Below are 21,070 nucleotides of genomic sequence, written 5' to 3'. Positions count from 1 at the left end.
AAGATGGACAAGTATGGGGAACCTTAGGTAACTCAATATAAAGGGCATACTTTCCCTCAATTTCTTCAATTTTTGTGATTAAAACATCTTTTAAACCTGGCATATTCATGATAGACTTCATATAGCACAGCTCACCTTTCTTTCGCTTATTATTCAGCATTTTAAGTATAAAGGAATTGGTGAAACTGTGCTTTTTTTTGCCATTTTTCACATAGATCAATATTGAAAGAAATAACGAGGACTCCTGCCGAAAAACAAGTGTGAAGCAATCCTTTCTTTCCACCTAAAGTGGAAAGAAATAGTGCGGCACTTGTCGGCGGAAAGCATTCGTTCTTTCTGAAAGTTACAACGTGAATTGTTTTAATACCCCAACATATATAATAGAACCACAAAAAAAGCGTTAGTGAAGTTTTAACATTCACTAACGCTTTCCTATAATCAAACTTCCATAATGATTGGTAGAACCATTGGACGTCGTTTTGTTTTTTCGAATAAGTAAGGAGTTAATACATCAACGATTTCATTTTTCAAATCTGACCATTGAGTAGATTGATCCTTCACAGACTCTTGTAAATGTCTATTTAACATTTGTTGTGCTTCATTAATCATCATACCTGACTCTCTCATATAGACGAATCCACGTGAGATGATGTCTGGACCAGAAACGATGCGGTGATTTGCCATATCGACACTCACAACTACGATTACTAGACCTTCTTCAGAAAGGATACGACGATCGCGAAGTACGATGTTACCAATATCACCAATACCATTTCCGTCGATATAAACATCGCCAGAAGGGATACGGCCAGCTACGTGAGCTTCGTCAGAGCTTAATGCTAAGACATCACCATTTTCCATAATATGAATATTGTCTTCTAATACATCACAATCAATTGCTAAACTAGCATGCATGCGTAACATACGATATTCACCATGAATTGGCATGAAGAATTTCGGCTTAATTAAGCGAAGCATAAGTTTTTGCTCTTGTTGAGAACCGTGACCAGAAGTATGGATATTACTAACTGCACCGTGGATTACATCAGCACCAGCACGGTATAGAAGGTTAATAATTTTATTAACACTAGTCGTGTTACCAGGAATCGGTGAAGAAGAGAATACTACTGTATCATCAGGCTGAATTTGAATTTGACGGTGAGTACCGTTTGCAATTCGAGATAAAGCAGCCATTGGTTCACCTTGAGAACCTGTACATAAAATCATAACTTCATTAGCTGGTAGACGGTTTAATGTCTGTGTATCAACGAATGTTTCTTTTGGAGCTGTAATGTAACCAAGCTCACGTCCGATGTTAATCGCGTTGTCCATTGAGCGACCGAATACAGCAACTTTACGACCGAATTTAACGGCTGCATCAGTTACTTGTTGTAAACGGTGGATATTAGATGCGAAAGTGGCGAAAATAATTCGGCCATCTACTTTACGCATAATTTCGTCAATGCTTTCGCCGACTTTACGTTCAGACATTGTGAAATCTGGAACTTCAGCATTTGTACTATCAGAAAGTAAGCAAAGTACGCCTTCTTTACCGATTTCAGCCATTTTTGTAATGTTAGCTGGTTCACCAACAGGTGTGAAATCGAATTTGAAGTCACCTGTATGCACGATGTTACCAGGTGGTGTTTTAACAACAACGCCTAGAGCATCAGGGATACTGTGAGTCGTACGGAAGAAGCTTACAGACGTCTTACGGAATTTAATGACATCTTCTTCTTGAATTTCGATCATCTTAGTAGTTCTAAGTAGACCATGTTCGTCTAATTTATTACGTAGTAAACCAAGTGCTAGTTTACCGCCATAAACAGGAACATTCACTTGGCGAAGTAAGTAAGGAATACCACCAATGTGATCTTCGTGACCGTGGGTAATAAATAGACCTTTAATTTTATCAACATTTCTAACAAGATAAGTATAATCAGGTATTACATAATCGATGCCTAAAAGGTCATCCTCAGGGAATTTAATCCCCGCATCAATCAGGATAATTTCATCCTGGAATTGAACTGCATACGTATTTTTGCCGATTTCGCCCAGTCCGCCGAGTGCGAAAACAGCTGTTTGATCATTCTTGACGAATTTCATCTACTTAGAATTGCTCCAAGTGGAAGTTTTCACTTGCTTGTTCATACTCTAGGTAGTTTCCTTCAAGCAATTGAATTAATTCGATATTGTATTTACGATCAGCTAGAAGTTCGCGAACTTCGCGTGGATCTTCCGCTTCAAGATATAGGCTCTTAGTGTTTTCGCGAACTGGAACCTCAAGCATGCTCTCTTGGTAATAAACTTTGTAAATCATTATTGTTTGCTCTCCTTTAACACGTTCAAAATATACTGCATTGCTTATATATTATCACGTCACTAGTATAAAATAAAGAAAAGCCATCATAAAAATGAGTGCTTATTCTTTTAACCCAAATAAAATGGCAGGAAAAGTCTGGTATTCAGGACTTCTCCCACCAAAAATTACGCTACTGTCTTTTTCTCGAGTAAGCCACGAAGCCGTTTCAACAACTGTTTTTTCAGACGTTTAAACATGGCAATCACTCCTTAATTACATTATACTAATTTTTAGGATGCGAGTAAAGATATATAACTTGACATTTATATAGGAAGGAGTTTGCTAGAGTTGAATAAAAAATTATTATTTTTTGATATAGATGGCACATTATATAATTCATCTAAGAAAGTTCCAGAAGCAACGATGAAAGCAATTAATGAAGCGAGAGAGAGAGGTCACGAAATCGCAATTGCGACTGGGCGTTCACCATTTTTCTTAAAAGAAGTGAGCGATGAATTGAATGTCGATAGTTTCGTCAGTTTTAACGGACAATTTGTCGTTTATAAAGGTGAGCCGATCTCAAAACGACCAATTCCGCAAGAAGTATTAGCGAAATTATCTGCGGCAGCAGCTGAAGAACAATATCCGACAGTTTATTTAGACCAGTTCCGTATGACTTCTACTACTGAACATCATGACCAAGTCAAAGAAAGTTTAGATTCACTGTACTATCCAATGCCGGAATATGATGTAGATCATTATAAAAATACGGATGTGTACCAAGCGTTGTTATATGTAACACCTGAAAAGCAAGCTGAGTATGAAACGAATTTTCCAGAACTAGCATTTATTCGTTGGCATAAATTTTCTGCAGATGTTATTAACCATGATGTTTCAAAAGCATATGGAATCGAACAATTCATCAAGCAAACAGACTTTTCAATTGAAGATGTAATTGTGTTCGGTGATGGTTTGAACGATGTTGAAATGTTAGAATTCGTCGCTGGTAAAGGTGTTAGTGTTGCGATGGGGAATGGCGTTGAAGAAGCGAAGCAAGCTGCAACTTTCGTGACCGATCATGTTGATGAAGATGGTTTATCGAAAGCGATGCGAAAATTAGGTTTATGTGATTAACGCGGAAGAGGTAGAGAAACTATTTTCTATGTCATAAGTTTTTATTACTATTCAATATGATTTTTCTAGAAAATGATTATTTTTTCGAACGAAATTGATTTCATATTTTTATTAATATATATAAATTTCTTTCTACTGTATTAAGACGATTGTTTCTTATTTCAAAAAAACTTCTTTCATTTAAAATAAAAAGGCTACGGAAAATCATAACGATGATCCGTAGCCTTTTTGTTATTTACTCACCTTCAAGTGGATGTGAGTTTGCAGGTTGTTCGAATGGAGCTTTTTCATTAATGTGATCATAGAACATCACACCATTTAAATGATCCAACTCATGCTGGAAAGCAATCGCTGGTAGATTTTTTAAACGCATTTTCTTTTCTTCGCCGTCTAAATTGAAAAACTTAACTGTAATACGTTGTGGACGAGGCACGTAACCAGGTACATCGCGGTCTACTGATAGACAACCTTCGCCACCAGGTAAGTATGTTTCTTCTACTGAATGGCTGACGATTTTAGGGTTGATGACAACTTCGCGCACTAAATCACCTTGGTCGTTTGGAACAAGTAGTGCGAATATGCGAACGGATTTATTAACTTGAGGAGCTGCAATGCCGATGCCAGAACGCAAACCGTATTTCTCAGCTAGTTCTTCATCTTGACTATTTTCAAGAAATTCTAATAGTTCCTCACCTAATTTTTTATGCTCATCCGAAAGTGGTAGTGACACCTCAGAGGCTTTAATGCGAAGAGTTTCATGTCCTTCGCGAATAATATCTTTCATTAAAATCATTATTTATCTTCCTTTCAATACGGAATCTTCATATTTATTATACAACAACGAATATTTTCATCAATAAAAAAAGTCTAAGTCGAGCCATTTTCTTCCATTGTTTTATCGCGTTTTGCAAAGGGAATATTCAAGACAGTGGGTTTTCAGCTGTCCTACATTAATTTTCCAAATAGCATTCTGTATTATAATACAGACGTTTTGAAAAATGTAACACAGATTAATGATGAAATATTGTGTCTATACAGTGAATTAAGTGATTGACGTATGAAAAAATATTTATTATACTGAAAATAGAGTTAGTTGTACTAATTAATTTTAAAAATGTAATAATACAGTTACGAAGGAGATGTTAGAGAATGGCTTCAAACAATAATATTTTTGACCCAGTAAAAAACTTAAAAGAAATCGAAGAAAAGTTTGAGATGGTTCAAATCCTAAATGAAAATGGCGAAATCGTGAATAGCGATTTAGATCCTCAATTATCAGATGAAGAATTAGTTGAACTGATGTCACGTATGGTTTTCACACGTATTTTAGATCAACGTTCTATCTCTTTAAATAGACAAGGTCGATTAGGTTTCTACGCACCAACAGCAGGTCAAGAGGCGTCACAAATCGCTTCACACTTCGCTTTAGAGAAAGAAGATTTCATTTTACCAGGTTACCGTGACGTACCTCAAATCATATGGCATGGCTTACCTTTATCAAAAGCGTTCTTATGGTCTCGTGGTCACTTCGTAGGTGGACAAATTCCAGAAGGCGTTAACGTATTCCCACCACAAATTATTATCGGTGCTCAATATGTTCAAGCCGCAGGTGTTGCACTAGGTATGCAAAAACGTGGTAAAAAAGCTGTCGCAGTAACTTACACAGGTGACGGTGGTTCTTCACAAGGTGACTTCTATGAAGGAATTAACTTTGCAGGTGCATATAAATCACCAGCAATCTTCATCGTACAGAATAACCAATTCGCGATTTCAACACCTCGTGAATCACAAACTTCTGCAACTACTATTGCACAAAAAGGTATTGCAGCAGGTATTCCAAGTATTCAAGTAGATGGTATGGACCCACTTGCAGTTTATGTAGCAACTCGTGATGCTCGTAAACGTGCAGTAGCTGGCGAAGGCCCATCATTCATCGAAACTGTATGTTACCGTTATGGTCCTCATACAATGGCTGGAGATGACCCAACTCGTTACCGTACAACTGATACAGATACAGAGTGGGAAAAGAAAGATCCAGTTGTTCGTTTCCGTAAATACCTTGAAGCAAAAGGACTTTGGAACGAATCGAAAGAAGCTGAAGTAATCGAACAAGCGAAAGAAGATATTAAAGCGGCGATTAAAGAAGCAGATGGCGTTGAAAAACAAAAAGTAACAGATTTAATCTCAATTATGCATACAGATGAATTACCATATAACTTAAAAGAACAATATGAAATTTACAAAGAGAAGGAGTCGAAATAACCGATGGCACAAATGACAATGATTCAAGCAATTACAGACGCTTTAAGATGTGAGTTAAAAGAAGATGAAAACGTGCTAGTATTCGGTGAAGACGTTGGTGTAAACGGTGGGGTTTTCCGTGCAACTGAAGGTCTTCAAAAAGAATTCGGTGTGGATCGCGTATTCGATACACCACTTGCAGAATCGGGAATCGGCGGTTTAGCAATTGGTCTTTCATTACAAGGATTCCGTCCAGTACCTGAAATTCAATTCTTCGGCTTCGTATACGAAGTAATGGATTCAATTTCTGGTCAAATGGCTCGTATGAAATATCGTACAGGTGGCGCATTCAACGCACCAGTAACGATTCGTTCTCCATTCGGTGGTGGTGTTCATACACCAGAAATGCACTCAGACAGCTTAGAAGGTCTTGTAGCATCTCAACCAGGTTTAAAAGTAGTTATTCCTTGTACGCCCTACGATGCAAAAGGATTATTAATTTCTTCTATTAGAGATAACGATCCAGTCATCTTCTTAGAGCATTTAAAACTATACCGCTCATTCCGTGAAGAAGTTCCGGAAGAGTCTTACACAATTCCACTAGGCAAAGCAGACGTAAAACGTGAAGGTACTGACCTTTCAATCTTTGCTTATGGAGCTATGGTACACGAATCACTTAAAGCTGCTGAAGAACTTGAAAAAGAAGGTCACTCAGTAGAAGTAGTAGATTTACGTACAGTTCAACCATTAGATATCGAAACAATTATTGCATCTGTTGAAAAAACAAATCGTGCAATCGTTGTACAAGAAGCTCAAAAACAAGCAGGGATCGCAGCGAATGTAGTAACTGAAATTACAGAACGCGCAATCTTAAGTCTTGAAGCTCCTGTATTACGTGTAACTGCACCAGATACAATTTACTCATACCCACAAGCGGAAGCAGTATGGCTACCGAATTATAAAGATGTAATGGCAACAGCTAAAAAAGTATTAACATTCTAAAATCATGTAGAACGAAGAAGGAAGGGTGAAAGACTATGGCATTTGAATTCCGTTTACCAGACATCGGGGAAGGAATCCATGAAGGAGAAATTGTGAAATGGTTCGTAAAACCGGGTCAAGAAATCAAAGAAGACGATTTATTAGCAGAAGTACAAAACGACAAAGCAGTCGTTGAAATTCCTTCTCCTGTGGACGGCACTGTTTTAGAAGTGTTAGTTGAAGAAGGTACATTAACAACTGTTGGTACAGTGTTACTAACAATTGACGCTCCTGGATATGAAGACCTTCAATTAAAAGGCGGTCACTCAGAGGACGAAGCGAAAGAAGAACCTACTCCAGAACTTGCTAAAGCTGCTGCTCCAGAAAAAGAAGAAGTAGCAGAGGTAATTGAATCTTCAAATACTTCTAAACGCATTATCGCAATGCCTTCTGTTCGTAAGTTTGCACGTGAGCAAGGTGTTGATATTACTACAGTTGTTGGTACAGGTAAAAATGGCCGTGTCGTAAAAGAAGATATTCTAAATCATGGCAATGCTCCAGCACCTGAAGCTGTATCTACTGAAAATACAGTAGAAGAAACTTCAGAAGTGAAAGCAACACCAGCTGCACCTGTTAATCTTGAAGGTGAATTCCCTGAAACACGTGAGAAAATGTCAGCTATGCGTCGCGTAATTGCTAAAGCAATGGTGAACTCTAAGCACACTGCTCCTCACGTAACATTAATGGACGAAGTAGATGTAACGAATCTTGTGGCTCACCGTAAGAAATTCAAAAACATCGCTGCGGAAGATGGTATTAAACTAACGTACTTACCATATGTTGTAAAAGCATTAGTAAGCACATTACGTAAATTCCCTGAATTCAACCGCTCATTAGACGATGCAACTGAAGAAGTAATCCAAAAACATTATTATAATATCGGGATTGCAGCTGACACAGAACGCGGTTTATTAGTACCAGTTATTAAACACGCAGATCGTAAATCAGTGTTCGCAGTTTCTGATGAAATCAATACACTTGCAGAAAAAGCAAGAGATGGTAAACTAGCACCTAATGAGATGCAAGGAGCTTCATGTTCAATCTCGAACATCGGTTCAGCAGGCGGTCAATGGTTCACTCCTGTAATCAACCATCCTGAAGTTGCAATTTTAGGTATTGGACGTATTGCAGAGAAACCTGTAATAAAAAATGGTGAAATTGTAGGCGCACCTGTGTTAGCATTATCATTGAGCTTTGATCATCGAATGATCGATGGTGCCACTGCGCAAAACGCGATGAATCATTTAAAACGTTTGTTAAGTGAGCCAGAATTATTATTAATGGAGGCGTAATAACATGGTAGTAGGAGATTTCCCAATCGAAACAGAGACAATTGTAATTGGTTCAGGCCCTGGTGGATATGTTGCAGCAATCCGTGCAGCACAATTAGGACAAAAAGTAACAGTTATTGAAAAAGAATATGTAGGTGGAGTTTGCTTAAACGTAGGCTGTATCCCATCTAAAGCAATGATTTCAGTAGGTCACCGTTTTGTACAAGCGAAAGAATCAGATGACATGGGTGTTATCACTTCTGACGTAAAACTAGACTTTACAAAAGCACAAGAATTCAAAAACAGCGTTGTTAAGAAATTAACTGGCGGTGTATCTGGATTACTTAAAGGTAATGGAATTGAAGTAGTAATGGGCGAAGCATACTTAAACGATGCAAACTCATTAACAGTTGCGACTGAATCTGGATCACAACACTATAACTTTAAAAACCTAATTATCGCTACTGGTTCTCGTCCAGTTGAAATCCCGACTTTCAAATTCTCTAAACGTGTAATTAATTCTTCAGGTGCTTTAAACCTTGCTGAACTACCAGGTAAACTAGTAGTAATCGGTGGTGGTTACATCGGTACTGAATTAGGTTCTGCATACGCTAACCTTGGTTCTGAAGTAACAATCCTTGAAGGCGGTAAAGATATCCTTGCTGGCTTTGAAAAACAAATGACTCAAATCGTTAAAAAAGGTCTTAAGAAAAAAGGCGTTACAATCGAAGTAGAAGCTTTAGCACAAGGTGTTGAAGAAACTGCTGATGGCGTTAAAGTTTCTTACGAAGTGAAAGGCGAAACGAAAACTGTAGAAGCTGATTATGTATTAGTAACTGTAGGTCGTCGTCCAAACACTGATGAAATGGGCTTTGAAAACGTAGGAATCGAATTTGCAGAACGTGGATTACTAAAAGTTGACAAACAATGTCGTACTTCAGTATCAAACATTTATGCAATCGGTGATGTAGTTCCTGGTTTACAATTAGCACATAAAGCTTCTTACGAAGGTAAAGTAGCAGCAGAAGCAATCGCAGGCGAATCTTCAATCGTTGATTACCTTGCAATTCCAGCTGTATGCTTCACAGATCCAGAAATGGCTACTGTAGGCTTCAACGAAGAAGAAGCTAAAGCTGAAGGTTATGAAGTTTCTGTAGGTAAATTTGCATTCGGTGCAAACGGTCGTGCATTAGCTCTTAACGAAACAGATGGCTTTGTTAAACTTGTAGCTCGTAAAGAAGATGGCCTTGTTCTTGGTGGACAAATCGTAGGTGTTGGCGCTTCTGACATGATCGCAGAAATCGCATTAGCGGTTGAAGCGGGTATGACTTTAGAAGACCTAGCTATGACAATCCATGCTCACCCAACTTTAGGTGAGATCGTAATGGAGGCTGCAGAAGTAGCTCTTGGAACACCAATTCACATGGTGGCTAAAAAATAATCAATTTAAGAGAGTTATTCTTTTAAATTAAATATAGAAGGCGAATTGCGCTTAATCGTGCAGTTCGCCTTTTTCAGGTCGAAAAATTATTTATAATGTGAGAAATAGTGTATAATTCGATAAAATATGTAAATTTTCAACACTTAAAAGTGAGGGTGGTTTTTTATGAATTTAGGATTATTAGGGAAGACGGCAGTCATAACTGGAGGATCAAGGGGGATTGGATTTGCAACAGCAAAGCAATTAATATCTGAAGGGGCGAACGTCGTAATTTGTGGTCGCCAAGAAGATACTTTAATGGAAGCTGCGAATAAAATTGAAAAAGAAACAGGTCAACGAGTACTTGCAATCGTAGCGGATATGACGAAGAAATCCGATTGTGAAAAATTGATTCGTAGTGCCGTGACGAAGTTTAATCGCATCGATATTTTAGTAAATAATGCGGGTGTTACTTCCACTTCTCCATTTTTAGATATTACGGAAGAACAGTGGAAAGAAGACTTGGAGTTAAAGCTTTTTGGCGCAGTTAACTGTTCGAAAGCTGCAGTTCCTCATATGATTGAACACGGCGGTGGGGCAATCGTCAATTTAACAGCAATCTCTGGCAAAACAGCATTTGAAAACTCTATGCCTACTTCTGTTTCAAGAGCAGCAGGATTAGCTTTAACGAATACAATGAGCAAGGATTTAGGGCAGCATGGTATTCGAGTTAATGCGGTATGTATCGGTTTAATCAAAAGTGCTCAAATTGAACGGCGTTGGAAGAAAGATGCACCGAATTTAACTTGGGAAGAATATAGTGAGAAGATGGGTGAGGAAATTCCACTCGGGCGAATTGGCGAGGCGGAAGAAGCGGCTAATACGATCACATTCCTAGTTTCGGATGCGGCATCTTACATTTCAGGAGTAGCACTAAATATTGATGGTGGTGCTTCACCAGCGTTATAAAAAAAAGAGAGGCATCATGCAAAGTGGATTTGCATGATGCCTTTCTTTTATGATTGAATCGGAGCGGGCGAATATTGTCGCACGAGTGTCACCAACCATTGTAATTCTGCCTGTGGTTTTAAGTTGGCTGCCATCCCTGAAAGAATGACGAAATTAGGGAATTCTTTTGACAGTTCGTCTTCGATAATTTGAATCGATTGCCCAACAAAACTCGATGGTTCATATTTTTTTTTGCAAATTTCGATTTCTTCAAATATTAATTCGCGAATCGTAGGGAATTCATAATCCGCAAGTTGTTCTGAATGAAAATGCTCACTCGTTAAAATAGGTGAAACACGCATTTCGACAAGCGCATCGATGTAATGAATAATCGTTTGCCCAACTAATTTGAAGGGAATTGATTGTTTATGATGTACGATGAAATCAGTATAACCTTGTAATATACCTTTTAAACAAACTTGAATATCAAATTTATTATGTTGAATTTTTTCACCATAGACATTTTCCAATAAAGTAATTGAAATTCGATTGATACTTTCATCAAAAATTTTCAATTTCAATAGTAGTTCGGATTGAATGCCTTTGGTGTTTTCAGCAAGCAGCATTTTGAATAAGGGAAATCTTTCATTGAATAAAGAAATCGTCGCATAACAAAATTTTTCAAGTTTTTCACGTGGCAATGATTCTTCATCAAGTAAATTTTGAAAAGATATCGTCAGCTCCTGAATGAATTGATCGACAATGTGGATGAGTAAGTCATCTTTTGATTTGAAATTTAAGTAGAATGCTCCTTTAGAAATTCCGCAAGCTTCCGTTATATCTTGGATTGAAGTTTTTGAAATGGACTTCTGGGAAAATAATTCAATCGATTTTTGAACAATAAGTTGTTGCTTAGACATTTTGAGAAATCCTCCCCGTATAAATTGACAGTTGACCAACTAGTCATTAAAATTAAAAAGAATGACTAATTAGTCAAAGTGCGTTATTAGTCAACAGTATATTGAAATCTGACATCAATGTCAAAAGGCGGTGCACAAATGAAGAGTTTTATTCAGTTCGTATTAAAGAATAAACTGGCTGTGTGGTTAATGACCATTATTTTAGCTGCAGCTGGTGTATATTCTGGATTGAAAATGAAAGTGGAAACAATTCCTGATATTTCAGTTCCAATCATAACGTTAAGCACTACATATCCGGGAGCGAGTCCGGAACAAGTGCAAGAAAAAGTTTCTGACCCTTATGAAAAAGCAGTTCAAAATTTAAAGGGTGTTGAATCAGTTTATTCAAATTCATACGAGAGTGCTTCAAGTATTCAAGTTGAATTTAAATATGGCACAGACATGAAAATTGCTCGTGAAGATGTAAAGGAAGCAATTGAGAAAATTGAACTTCCTGATACAGCTCAAAAACCTGTAATTGATCGTGTAAGTATCAATGCTTTCCCAGTAGTTGCATTAAGTGTGAGTGATGAAAAACAATCAATCGCACAATTAACGAAAACAGTTGAAGATTATTTCGCACCAAAATTAGAAGGTGAAGATGGCGTTTCATCTGTTTCAGTTTCAGGTCAACAAGTGAATAAAGTCAAAGTTACGTATGACCAAGAGAAGTTGAAGAAATATGGTTTAGATGAAGATTCGATTAAACAATATATTCAAGGGATGGATACACGAATTCCGCTTGGTATGTTCCAGTTTAAAGATTCTGAACAAGCAGTAGTTGTCGATGGTAAAATGACGACGATGAAAGAATTGAAAGATTTAGAAGTTCCAACGAAGCAAGATGCAGGAGCGCAACAAGCGATTCCAGGAATGGAAGCTGCACAAGCAGGGACGAAACCATTCGTAAAACTTGGTGAAATTGCGAAGTTAGAAATGAAAGGTGAGGTTGAGTCAATTGCCCGCACAAACGGTAAAAACTCAATCGCAGTTCAAGTTGTTAAATCTCAAGAAGCGAATACAGTTGATGTTGTAGACGCAGTGAAAGATGTATCTAAACAGTTTGAAAAAGATAATAAAGGTATGGCAATCGATGTCACGCTGGATCAAGGGAAACCAATTGAAGATTCAGTAAGCACGATGCTTGATAAAGCACTATTCGGTGCGATTTTCGCTGTAATTATCATCATGCTATTCCTAAGAAATATTCGTTCGACAATCATCTCGATTATTTCAATTCCGATGTCATTATTAATTGCAGTGACAGCATTGAAATACATGGATATCTCATTAAATATGATGACTTTAGGTGCGATGACAGTCGCGATCGGACGCGTAATTGATGACTCCATTGTCGTTGTCGAAAATATATTTAGACGCGTGCATTTAAAAGAAGAAAAACTTGAAGGTCGTGCATTAATTCGTTCGGCTACATTAGAAATGTTCCGTCCAATTCTATCTTCAACTGTCGTAACGGTTGCTGTATTCTTACCAATCGGATTAGTTGGTGGTATGGTTGGAGAATTATTCCTACCATTCGGAATTACGATGGCTGTCGCGTTAATTGCTTCACTAGTAATTGCCGTAACAATCGTACCAGCATTAGCGCATACACTATTCAAGAAACAAATTTACGGCGAAAAAGTTGTGAAAAAAGAGCAGCATGGTAAGTTATCTCAATGGTACAAAAAAGTATTAAATTGGGTGCTAAATCACAAAATCGTTACATTCTCTGGTTCAATCATCGTTCTAGTAGCTAGTTTATTCCTAGCGCCAGTAGTTGGATTCAGTTTCTTACCAGAAGATGAGCAAAAAATGGCTTACTTAACTTACACACCAGAACCTGGTCAAACACGTGATCAAGTAGTAGATGATGTAAGTAAAATCGAGAAAGTTGTTCGCGAAAATAAAGATGTAGATACTGTACAAACTTCAATCGGTGGTCAAAATCCGATGAATCCTGGAGCTTCTAATGGAGCGTTAATGTACATTATTTATGATCCAGATACGAAAGATTTTGCGAAGAAAAATGAAAAACTTGTGAAGAAAGTTGTGGACACGAAACAACAAGGTGTTTGGAAACAACAAGACTTCGGCGGCGGTATGTCGAGTAACGAACTTTCGTATTCAGTTTATGGCAATACGATTGAAGATATGAAACCAGTTTTAAATGATATTGAAAAAATCATGAAAGATAATAAGAACCTGAAAGATGTGAAAACATCATTACAGGACGCTTATGATCAAAAAACATTAGAAGTAAAAGAAGATGAAGTGAAGAAATATGGCTTAACAACTGGGCAAATCGCTATGATGATTAACCCGAATGTTCAAGCGACTGTTTTAACGACTGTCATGAATGATGGCAAAGAAATTAATGTAGAAGTTCATTCAGATGTGAAAGAACCAGATACATTTGATCAAGTTTTAAATCAAAAAATTAAAACGCCAGTCGGCAAAGAAATTAAGTTAAAAGAAGTAGTATCAGTTAAAGAAGGTAAAGCGCAAACTCAAATTAGTCGTAGTGGCGGTAAGTACTTCGCTACTGTAACAGGTGCGATTACGACGAAAGATGTGACGGAAGCTTCAACAGCTGTTCAGAAGAAAATTGATAAATTAAAAATGCCAAACAATGTAAACATTGATACAGGTGGTGTGACGGAAGATATTAAAGATTCATTCACAAAACTTGGATTAGCAATTGCAGCAGCAATCGCTATTGTTTACTTCACACTAGTTGTGACATTTGGTGAAGGTCTTGCACCATTATCAATCTTATTCTCATTACCATTTACAATTATCGGTGCATTAGTTGCATTATGGGCTACTGGAGAAACAATCTCTGTATCCGTAATGATTGGTGTACTAATGCTCATAGGAATCGTTGTAACGAATGCCATTGTACTTGTTGACCGAATCATCCATATGGAACATGACGGTCTGACGATGCGTGAAGCAATCCTTGAAGCAGGTGCTACTCGTTTACGCCCAATCTTAATGACTGCAATCGCAACAATCGGTGCCTTAATTCCTTTAGCAATCGGTGCTGAAGGTGGCGGTTTAATTTCGAAAGGTCTAGGTATTACTGTAATCGGTGGTTTAATTAGTTCGACAATCTTAACACTTGTCGTAGTTCCACTTGTTTATGAGTTCCTATCAAAAATCTTGAAAAAAGATCGCGCGCACGAAAATAAAGAATTGTAATGTTGAAAATCCCTTAGTCTACTTAGGCTAGGGGATTTTTTTGTGGACGGAAGCTAAAGTAATTTGCGTTTTAGACTTTCGAGGGTGATTTACTGCTCTAAATTTACCTTAGTGCGTTATTTGTATCGACAGAATTATCAGATAAAGGGTACAATAGGAGAAAATGAAGGAGGATTCATAATTTGAAAAAAGTAGTAAATGCCACCCAAATCGCATTGCAAATAATACTTTTATACTTGCTTTGCTACATAGGGAATCTAATAGTCGATTGGCTACACCTCCCATTACCAGGTAGTATTATTGGACTTATAATGTTATTAATCTTACTTCATCTAAAAGTAATTCCGAAAAAGGCTGTTGCAAAAGGAGCGGGCGCATTATTGTCGATTTTAACTTTATTATTCATTCCTGCAACCGTTGGAATTGTGAATTATCCTGAATTATTATCGAGCTATGGAGTGATTCTACTCGCAATTACATTTCTAAGTACCGTTTTTGCTTTAATTACGACTGCGCTTTTTGCAAAAAAAATAGAGCAAAAGGAAGGGAAGGAAAAGGAGGTAGAAGTGTATGCTTCAAATGATTAGTTATATTATTTTAACGATCGCAATATTTATTGCTATGACTTGGTTATATAAGCGCACAGGCATTACTTTTTTATTCCCTATTTTGACTTCGACAATTATTTTAGTCGTCATCTTAGCGACTTTTGACATTCCGTATGAAAAATATATGGAAGGTGGCAAAGTTATTAACTTTTTCTTAGGACCAGCAGTAGTTGCGATGGCTTATCCACTTTATTCTCAATGGGATGTCATCATGAAATATAAGAAGACCATATTATCATCTGTCGTCGTCGCGATGATTGCAGGGGTGGTTAGCGTATTAGCACTCGCAATGCTCTTTAGACTCGAAGATGAAATCGTACAATCATTTTTGCCGAAATCAATTACTTCTCCTGTCGCAATTCAAATTAGCGAAGCAATTGGCGGAGATTCACAATTAACCGTTATTTTCGTCATCATCGCGGGAATTGTCGGTGCGATCTTCGGGCCAATTATTTATAAATTATTTAAAATCACAACACCAGTATCTCGTGGAGTAGCAATGGGAAGTGCTGCGCATGGAGTAGGTGTTAGTAAATTGAATGAATATGGCGAACTTACGCTATCGATTGGTTCCGTCGCTATGACATTAAGTGCGATTTTAGGTTCATTTCTTTGCCCGATTATTGCCTATTATATTTTTTAGTTTTGCATAAGTAGAGTTCTTTGCTTAAACTAAGATTAGTAAATGAAAAAGGCGGTAATAAAATGGAATATTCATATCCATTCTCAACAGATTGGTCGACGGAAGAAATTGTCGATGTTGTAGGATTTTTTCAAATGATTGAGCAAGCGTATGAATCAGGTGTCAAACGTGAAAAAGTACTTGATTGCTACAGAAAGTTCAATAAAATCGTACCAGCAAAATCAGAAGAGAAAACATACTTCAGAGAATTTGAAGAAGCAAGTGGTTACGCATGCTTCCCGGTCATTCGTGATGCGAAAAATGGCAAGGAAGGTTGTATCGTAAAAGGACAATCTTCGAAAAAATATAAGTAATAAAATATAAAAGGCACTTTCGATTCCACAGCAGCGGAATGAAAGTGCCTTTTTTGTCTATTTATTTACAGAAACCATCGTTTTGTAAAGTGGTAGTAATGCTTCAAAAGTACGTTCGATTAATGCTGAAAGTTCATCGCTACTTAATTGAACAGCGTCCTCACGCATTACTTTCAAGCCGATGATTAGCTCGCCTTTTTTGACATCTCTAAAACGAGTAATTAGTTTTTCAGCAAGTCCATCTTTTAATGCAGGATGAATCAAGTCAGTTTTTGGCGACATATGATCGCCCGAAATATAAAAATCAGCAGGTAGGTCTTTTAAAATATTTTTCTTTTTAAGAAGAGTTTCTGCAATTTTTTCTTTATTAGGCGCTTCATAAATAACCGCTAAGTTCACGAACATATGCGTATCGAATAGTCCGATTTGGAAGTGAGGCATTGCTTTATAACCGCGTTTGTACGGAGCAAAGGCTACCCAACTATCATTCGGTGGATTCGTCTTTCTTCTTGCGTGTTTTGCAACATGTGGGAAAAATTCTTCATTTAATTCTGCAGTGAAATATGTAGAGAAAATACTACCGAATTCCTCGAATTTAGGACGAACATTTGCGATGAGTGCTTCCATACGAGGCGCTAAACCTTCAACTTCAAACACTTCAAAATCTTTTTCTGTCCAAGTCAAAACTGTCATTTAATTTATACCTCCAAATATTATTTATATGTTTATCATATTCGATATTTGGGAAAAAATCATGTAAGAAAGATTATCCGAAAAGACTAACGACAGAGGGAGAGGGTTTGCATGAAACAAGTAGTCCACATACTTCGGAAAGTTGAATTTGAAAAACAGTATATTAAAGGTTTACAAATCGAATTAGATTATGAATTAGCGACTCTATTCGACGCACTAAATGAGAAAGATAAAAAACAAATAAAAACGAGTAAAAAGAGACTGGAAGAGATCCATATGGAATTGGAGGCCTTTCATGCATTCTCTTAAAATTAAAAAAAGATTGAGGTGACACTTGCTAATCTTACGAGAAGCGAGTGTTTTTTTGTTATACTGTTAAAAGAACGCTTATCTAGTTAAAGGGGGAGCTGTGTTGGACATTATTTCAATCCATAATTATACGATGGATATTATTCAAGAGGCAGCCGAACGTATTCGAAAATCATTTTCGCAAAAAGTGGAAATAGAGACGAAGGCGGATGCTAATGACTTAGTAACAAATATAGATAAAGAAACAGAAATGTTTTTAATAGAAAAAATAAAACAGTATGACACAAACCACCGCATTTTAGGTGAAGAAGGTATGAGTCACGAAAATATATCGAATTTAGATGGTGTCGTTTGGATTGTAGATCCGATTGATGGGACGACCAACTTTATTCGACAACAACGAAACTTTACGATTTCAATCGGTATTTATGAAAATGGCGTTGGAAAATTAGGCTATATTTACGATATTGTGCGCGACGAATTGTTCTATGGTATTGAAGGACAAGGGGCTTATATTAATAATGTGCGCATGAATCGTTTAGAAAAACTTCCATTAAATGAAGCTTTAATCGGCATTAATGCATCTTGGGCAGTGAAAAACAAAAGAATTAATTCAGAACGAGTTGGTGAATTGATTCGTTATGTGCGAGGAACGCGTTCATATGGTTCTGCAACAATCGAGTGTATGCTTGTAGCGACAGGGAAGTTAGACGCGTATATGTCGATGCGTTTATCACCATGGGATATTGCGGCAGCAGCGGTAATTGCGAAAGAAGTAGGAGCGGAATTCACTACGCTAAAAGGTGAGCCAATTAATCTCTTGCATCAAGATACATTTATTATTGCAAATGCTAGTATTCGACAAGAGATCATTGAACAGTATGTGGAGTTATTACCGGTAGAAATTAAATAATTAAAAATGACGAAGTAACTTATTTAAAACAAGCTACTTCGTCATTCTTTATATTTTTTCTGAAAAAATATTGTCATTGTTAAAATAAAAATATTGTATTGCAAACGTAATCAATGATACTATGAATTTTGTGCAAGAAATGATTCAGCAAAACGACAACTGGTAGGTCGGGCTTTGGAGTGTATTTAGTGGATTTTACGATAAAAAAATTACCCATTCCGAAGAATGAGCAATCTTTTTATCGAGGAATTATAAAAGTCCTCTTTCACGGAATTTACGTTTCATTGTAAACGCATATCCGAAAACAGCGATTACTAAAACAATTCCACCTAAAATCCCTAAAACGTTACCTATTGCAATGGCATAACCGATTGAGCACATAGCAAGTACACCTGCTAGAGCCATGATTGCCATAACTAATTTTGCTTTATTCATTAAAATCGAAACCTCCAATAGTGGATTTTTACAATCTCTATTGTCATGCGAAACACAAAATTTCGCAAGGGTTTTACTTGCAAATTATTTTTAAAATTTTATCGATGCCGAAAAAATTATGTTTTTTCGATAGACTGTGCTATAATAACACAGTTATGGACTCGAAATAAGAAAAGTGGAGTGGAACAATGACTAAATTACGAGAAGACTTAAGAAATATAGCAATTATTGCCCACGTCGATCACGGTAAAACTACGTTGGTTGACCAATTATTAAAACAAGCAGGTACATTCCGTTCAAACGAACAAGTTGAAGAACGCGCAATGGATAATAACGATATCGAACGTGAACGCGGTATTACAATCTTAGCTAAAAACACAGGGATCATCTACGGCGATACTAGAATCAACATTCTAGATACTCCTGGACACGCTGACTTCGGTGGCGAAGTTGAACGTATCCTAAAAATGGTTGATGGCGTATTACTAGTTGTCGATGCATATGAAGGTTGTATGCCTCAAACTCGTTTCGTTCTTAAAAAAGCTTTAGAACAAGGCGTTACACCAATCGTTGTAGTAAACAAAGTCGATAAAGATTCAGCTCGCCCTGAAGAAGTAGTTGACGAAGTATTAGACTTATTAATCGAACTAGGTGCTGACGAAGAACAATTAGACTTCCCAGTAGTTTACGCTTCAGGTGTTAATGGTACTGCATCATTAGATCCAGACCCATCTAAACAAGAAGAAAACATGAAATGCCTATACGAAAAAATCATCGAACATATCCCAGCTCCTGCGGATACTCGCGATGAAGCTTTACAATTCCAAGTTGCACTACTTGACTACAACGACTTCTTAGGTCGTATTGGTATTGGTCGCGTATTCCGCGGTACAATCTCAGTAGGTCAATCAGTATCACTTGCTAAATTAGACGGATCAGTTAAAAACTTCCGTGTAACTAAAATCTTTGGTTTCTTCGGTCTAAAACGTGAAGAAATTCAAGAAGCTCACTCAGGTGACTTAATCGCAGTATCTGGTATGGAAGAAATCAACGTTGGTGAGACTGTTTGTCCACAAGGCCAATTAGAAGCACTTCCTCCAATGCGTATTGACGAACCAACTCTACAAATGACGTTCCTAGTGAACAACTCTCCATTCGCAGGTCGCGAAGGTAAATGGGTTACTTCACGTAAAATTGAAGAGCGCTTAATGGCTCAACTTCAAACGGACGTATCATTACGCGTAGAACCAACTGATTCTCCTGATGCTTGGACTGTTTCTGGTCGTGGTGAACTTCACTTATCGATCTTAGTAGAAAACATGCGTCGTGAAGGTTTCGAATTACAAGTTTCTAAACCAAAAGTTATCATCCGTATGATCGATGGCGTTAAATGCGAACCAGTAGAACGCGTTCAAATCGACGTTCCTGAAGATTCTCTAGGTTCAATCATCGAATCATTAAACGATCGTAAAGGTGAAATGCTTGATATGATCAATGACGGTTCAGGTCAAATCCGTTTAATCTTCTTAGTACCAGCTCGTGGTCTAATTGGTTACACAACTGAATTCATGTCATTAACTAAAGGTTTCGGTATCATTAACCACACATTCGATTGTTACAAACCAGCAGTTTCTGGTCGTGTAGGTGGCCGTCGTAACGGTGCTTTAGTTTCTATGGAAACTGGTAAAGCTACTACTTACGGTATGATGCAAATTGAAGACCGTGGTGTTCTATTCTTAGAACCAGGTGTTGAAATTTACGAAGGTATGGTCGTTGGTCAAAACAACCGTGACGCTGATATCACAGTAAACATCACTAAAATGAAAGCTAAAACTAACGTTCGTTCTGCAAACAAAGACCAAACTAACGTAATCAAAGCTCCAAAAATTCTAACTCTTGAAGAAGCATTAGAATTCTTAGCTGAAGATGAGTACTTAGAAGTAACTCCTGAGTCAATCCGTTTACGTAAACAAATCTTAAACAAAAACGAACGTGAAAAAGCTGCTAAAAAAACACGTAGCGCTGATTAATTTCAATTAATTTAGTGCGAGAGAGGAAGGGAGACCTTGTTTAATTCCGGTTTATTAGAACTGAAATTTTTGCAAGTCGCTGCAACAACCTCTAATGGAAACAATGAAGATTTTGTAAAAGATAGCATGTCAGGTACGGCTCGTTATATTTACGAGTCGGCACCTAACTATGACATTGCTGGATACATATTACTGGCAATCATCTTTATACTTTCTGCAATTGTTTATCATTTAGGGTTCGCTAGAAGTAATCTGAAGTTTTGGCAAAACATTGTCATTTACGTATTTTTATTCTTAGGTTGTATCATTCTTACCTTTTTATCCTTCTTCCTACCGATGGTTGAAGTTCTTGTTATTACAGCACTGTTTCTATCCATTTATAAAATTCGACTTCGTAAAGATCGAAAGACAGAGCAATCTGACGCTTTATAATGGTATACGAAAACATCCAAATTCATCTTTTGATGAGTTTGGATGTTTTTTCGTTTTTATGACAAATCATTGATTGCATCTCACAAGTTGATGTAGACGAGAGGCAGATTCCTAAAAAAGAATGAGCGTAATCG

Annotated in this window: 20 protein-coding genes; 14 read left to right on the top strand and 6 right to left on the bottom strand. The window is 37.2% G+C overall.

The window, feature by feature from the left end:
* Positions 1–438: 438 nt before the first annotated feature.
* Positions 439–2,106 (bottom strand): ribonuclease J1, encoded by a 1,668-nt coding sequence (rnjA, locus tag DF281_RS09195; RefSeq protein ID WP_109349959.1) that lies wholly within the window; start codon positions 2,104–2,106, stop codon positions 439–441.
* Positions 2,107–2,110: 4 nt separating this feature from the next.
* A complete protein-coding gene (locus DF281_RS09190; RefSeq protein WP_109349958.1) occupies positions 2,111–2,320 on the bottom strand; it encodes a DNA-dependent RNA polymerase subunit epsilon in 210 nt (69 codons plus the stop codon).
* Between the two features lie 330 nt (positions 2,321–2,650).
* On the opposite strand from DF281_RS09190, the gene DF281_RS09185 reads away from it, so the two are divergent.
* Complete coding sequence (locus DF281_RS09185; RefSeq protein ID WP_109349957.1) at positions 2,651–3,436, top strand: Cof-type HAD-IIB family hydrolase; 786 nt, start codon at positions 2,651–2,653, stop codon at positions 3,434–3,436.
* Between the two features lie 235 nt (positions 3,437–3,671).
* Here the strand turns inward: DF281_RS09185 and def are convergent, their stop codons facing one another.
* Positions 3,672–4,229 carry a peptide deformylase gene (gene def, locus DF281_RS09180; RefSeq protein WP_109349956.1) on the bottom strand — a complete coding sequence of 186 codons (558 nt, stop codon included), beginning with the start codon at positions 4,227–4,229 and terminating at the stop codon, positions 3,672–3,674.
* Positions 4,230–4,585: 356 nt separating this feature from the next.
* On the opposite strand from def, the gene pdhA reads away from it, so the two are divergent.
* From pdhA to DF281_RS09155, 5 genes are all read left to right on the top strand, one after another.
* Entirely contained in the window at positions 4,586–5,698 is a 1,113-nt protein-coding gene (gene pdhA / locus DF281_RS09175; protein ID WP_109349955.1) for a pyruvate dehydrogenase (acetyl-transferring) E1 component subunit alpha, read from the top strand.
* A gap of 3 nt (positions 5,699–5,701) precedes the next feature.
* Positions 5,702–6,679, top strand: coding sequence for an alpha-ketoacid dehydrogenase subunit beta (locus tag DF281_RS09170; RefSeq protein ID WP_109349954.1), 978 nt, complete (start codon positions 5,702–5,704; stop codon positions 6,677–6,679).
* A 35-nt stretch (positions 6,680–6,714) separates the two neighbouring features.
* On the top strand, positions 6,715–8,010 hold the full coding sequence (locus DF281_RS09165; RefSeq protein WP_109349953.1) for a dihydrolipoamide acetyltransferase family protein: 1,296 nt from the start codon (positions 6,715–6,717) through the stop codon (positions 8,008–8,010).
* A 4-nt stretch (positions 8,011–8,014) separates the two neighbouring features.
* On the top strand, positions 8,015–9,430 hold the full coding sequence (lpdA, locus tag DF281_RS09160) for a dihydrolipoyl dehydrogenase (protein ID WP_109349952.1): 1,416 nt from the start codon (positions 8,015–8,017) through the stop codon (positions 9,428–9,430).
* A gap of 165 nt (positions 9,431–9,595) precedes the next feature.
* The gene (locus DF281_RS09155) at positions 9,596–10,378 is read left to right on the top strand and encodes an SDR family NAD(P)-dependent oxidoreductase (protein WP_109349951.1); all 783 of its coding nucleotides are present in this window, start codon (positions 9,596–9,598) and stop codon (positions 10,376–10,378) included.
* Positions 10,379–10,425: 47 nt separating this feature from the next.
* On the opposite strand, the gene DF281_RS09150 is transcribed toward DF281_RS09155, so the two are convergent.
* Positions 10,426–11,277 carry a TetR/AcrR family transcriptional regulator gene (locus DF281_RS09150; protein ID WP_109349950.1) on the bottom strand — a complete coding sequence of 284 codons (852 nt, stop codon included), beginning with the start codon at positions 11,275–11,277 and terminating at the stop codon, positions 10,426–10,428.
* A 138-nt stretch (positions 11,278–11,415) separates the two neighbouring features.
* Between DF281_RS09150 and DF281_RS09145 the strand changes: the two genes are divergently transcribed.
* The 4 genes from DF281_RS09145 (at position 11,416) to DF281_RS09130 (ending at position 16,124) form a co-directional block, all read left to right on the top strand.
* Positions 11,416–14,520: an efflux RND transporter permease subunit gene (locus tag DF281_RS09145; RefSeq protein WP_109349949.1), complete on the top strand. Its 3,105-nt coding sequence runs from the start codon at positions 11,416–11,418 to the stop codon at positions 14,518–14,520.
* 182 nt (positions 14,521–14,702) lie between these two features.
* Positions 14,703–15,107, top strand: coding sequence for a CidA/LrgA family protein (locus DF281_RS09140; RefSeq protein ID WP_109349948.1), 405 nt, complete (start codon positions 14,703–14,705; stop codon positions 15,105–15,107).
* Complete coding sequence (locus DF281_RS09135; RefSeq protein WP_109349947.1) at positions 15,091–15,771, top strand: LrgB family protein; 681 nt, start codon at positions 15,091–15,093, stop codon at positions 15,769–15,771. Before DF281_RS09140 ends, DF281_RS09135 begins: the two co-directional genes overlap by 17 nt.
* A 62-nt stretch (positions 15,772–15,833) precedes the next feature.
* Positions 15,834–16,124: a UPF0223 family protein gene (locus DF281_RS09130; protein ID WP_109349946.1), complete on the top strand. Its 291-nt coding sequence runs from the start codon at positions 15,834–15,836 to the stop codon at positions 16,122–16,124.
* A 57-nt stretch (positions 16,125–16,181) separates the two neighbouring features.
* Here DF281_RS09130 and DF281_RS09125 read toward each other — a convergent pair whose 3' ends face one another.
* Entirely contained in the window at positions 16,182–16,817 is a 636-nt protein-coding gene (locus DF281_RS09125) for a YktB family protein (RefSeq protein WP_109349945.1), read from the bottom strand.
* 111 nt (positions 16,818–16,928) lie between these two features.
* Here DF281_RS09125 and DF281_RS09120 point away from each other — a divergent pair, with 111 nt between their 5' ends.
* Together DF281_RS09120 and DF281_RS09115 are read left to right on the top strand one after the other, a co-directional pair.
* Positions 16,929–17,126: a hypothetical protein gene (locus tag DF281_RS09120; protein ID WP_109349944.1), complete on the top strand. Its 198-nt coding sequence runs from the start codon at positions 16,929–16,931 to the stop codon at positions 17,124–17,126.
* A 103-nt stretch (positions 17,127–17,229) separates the two neighbouring features.
* Positions 17,230–18,039: an inositol monophosphatase family protein gene (locus tag DF281_RS09115; protein ID WP_240605535.1), complete on the top strand. Its 810-nt coding sequence runs from the start codon at positions 17,230–17,232 to the stop codon at positions 18,037–18,039.
* A gap of 249 nt (positions 18,040–18,288) precedes the next feature.
* On the opposite strand, the gene DF281_RS09110 is transcribed toward DF281_RS09115, so the two are convergent.
* Positions 18,289–18,474: a DUF5325 family protein gene (locus tag DF281_RS09110; RefSeq protein WP_109349943.1), complete on the bottom strand. Its 186-nt coding sequence runs from the start codon at positions 18,472–18,474 to the stop codon at positions 18,289–18,291.
* A 188-nt stretch (positions 18,475–18,662) separates the two neighbouring features.
* Between DF281_RS09110 and typA the strand changes: the two genes are divergently transcribed.
* Complete coding sequence (gene typA, locus DF281_RS09105) at positions 18,663–20,504, top strand: translational GTPase TypA (protein ID WP_109349942.1); 1,842 nt, start codon at positions 18,663–18,665, stop codon at positions 20,502–20,504.
* Between the two features lie 36 nt (positions 20,505–20,540).
* Positions 20,541–20,936: a YlaH-like family protein gene (locus DF281_RS09100; RefSeq protein WP_240605534.1), complete on the top strand. Its 396-nt coding sequence runs from the start codon at positions 20,541–20,543 to the stop codon at positions 20,934–20,936.
* The last annotated feature ends 134 nt before the right edge of the window (positions 20,937–21,070 follow it).

This window comes from Kurthia zopfii (assembly GCF_003143955.1).
In the GTDB taxonomy this organism is placed as follows: Bacteria; Bacillota; Bacilli; order Bacillales_A; family Planococcaceae; genus Kurthia; species Kurthia zopfii.
The sequence above is the reverse complement of the archived record's forward strand: the minus strand, read 5'-3'. Positions and strand labels throughout refer to the sequence as shown.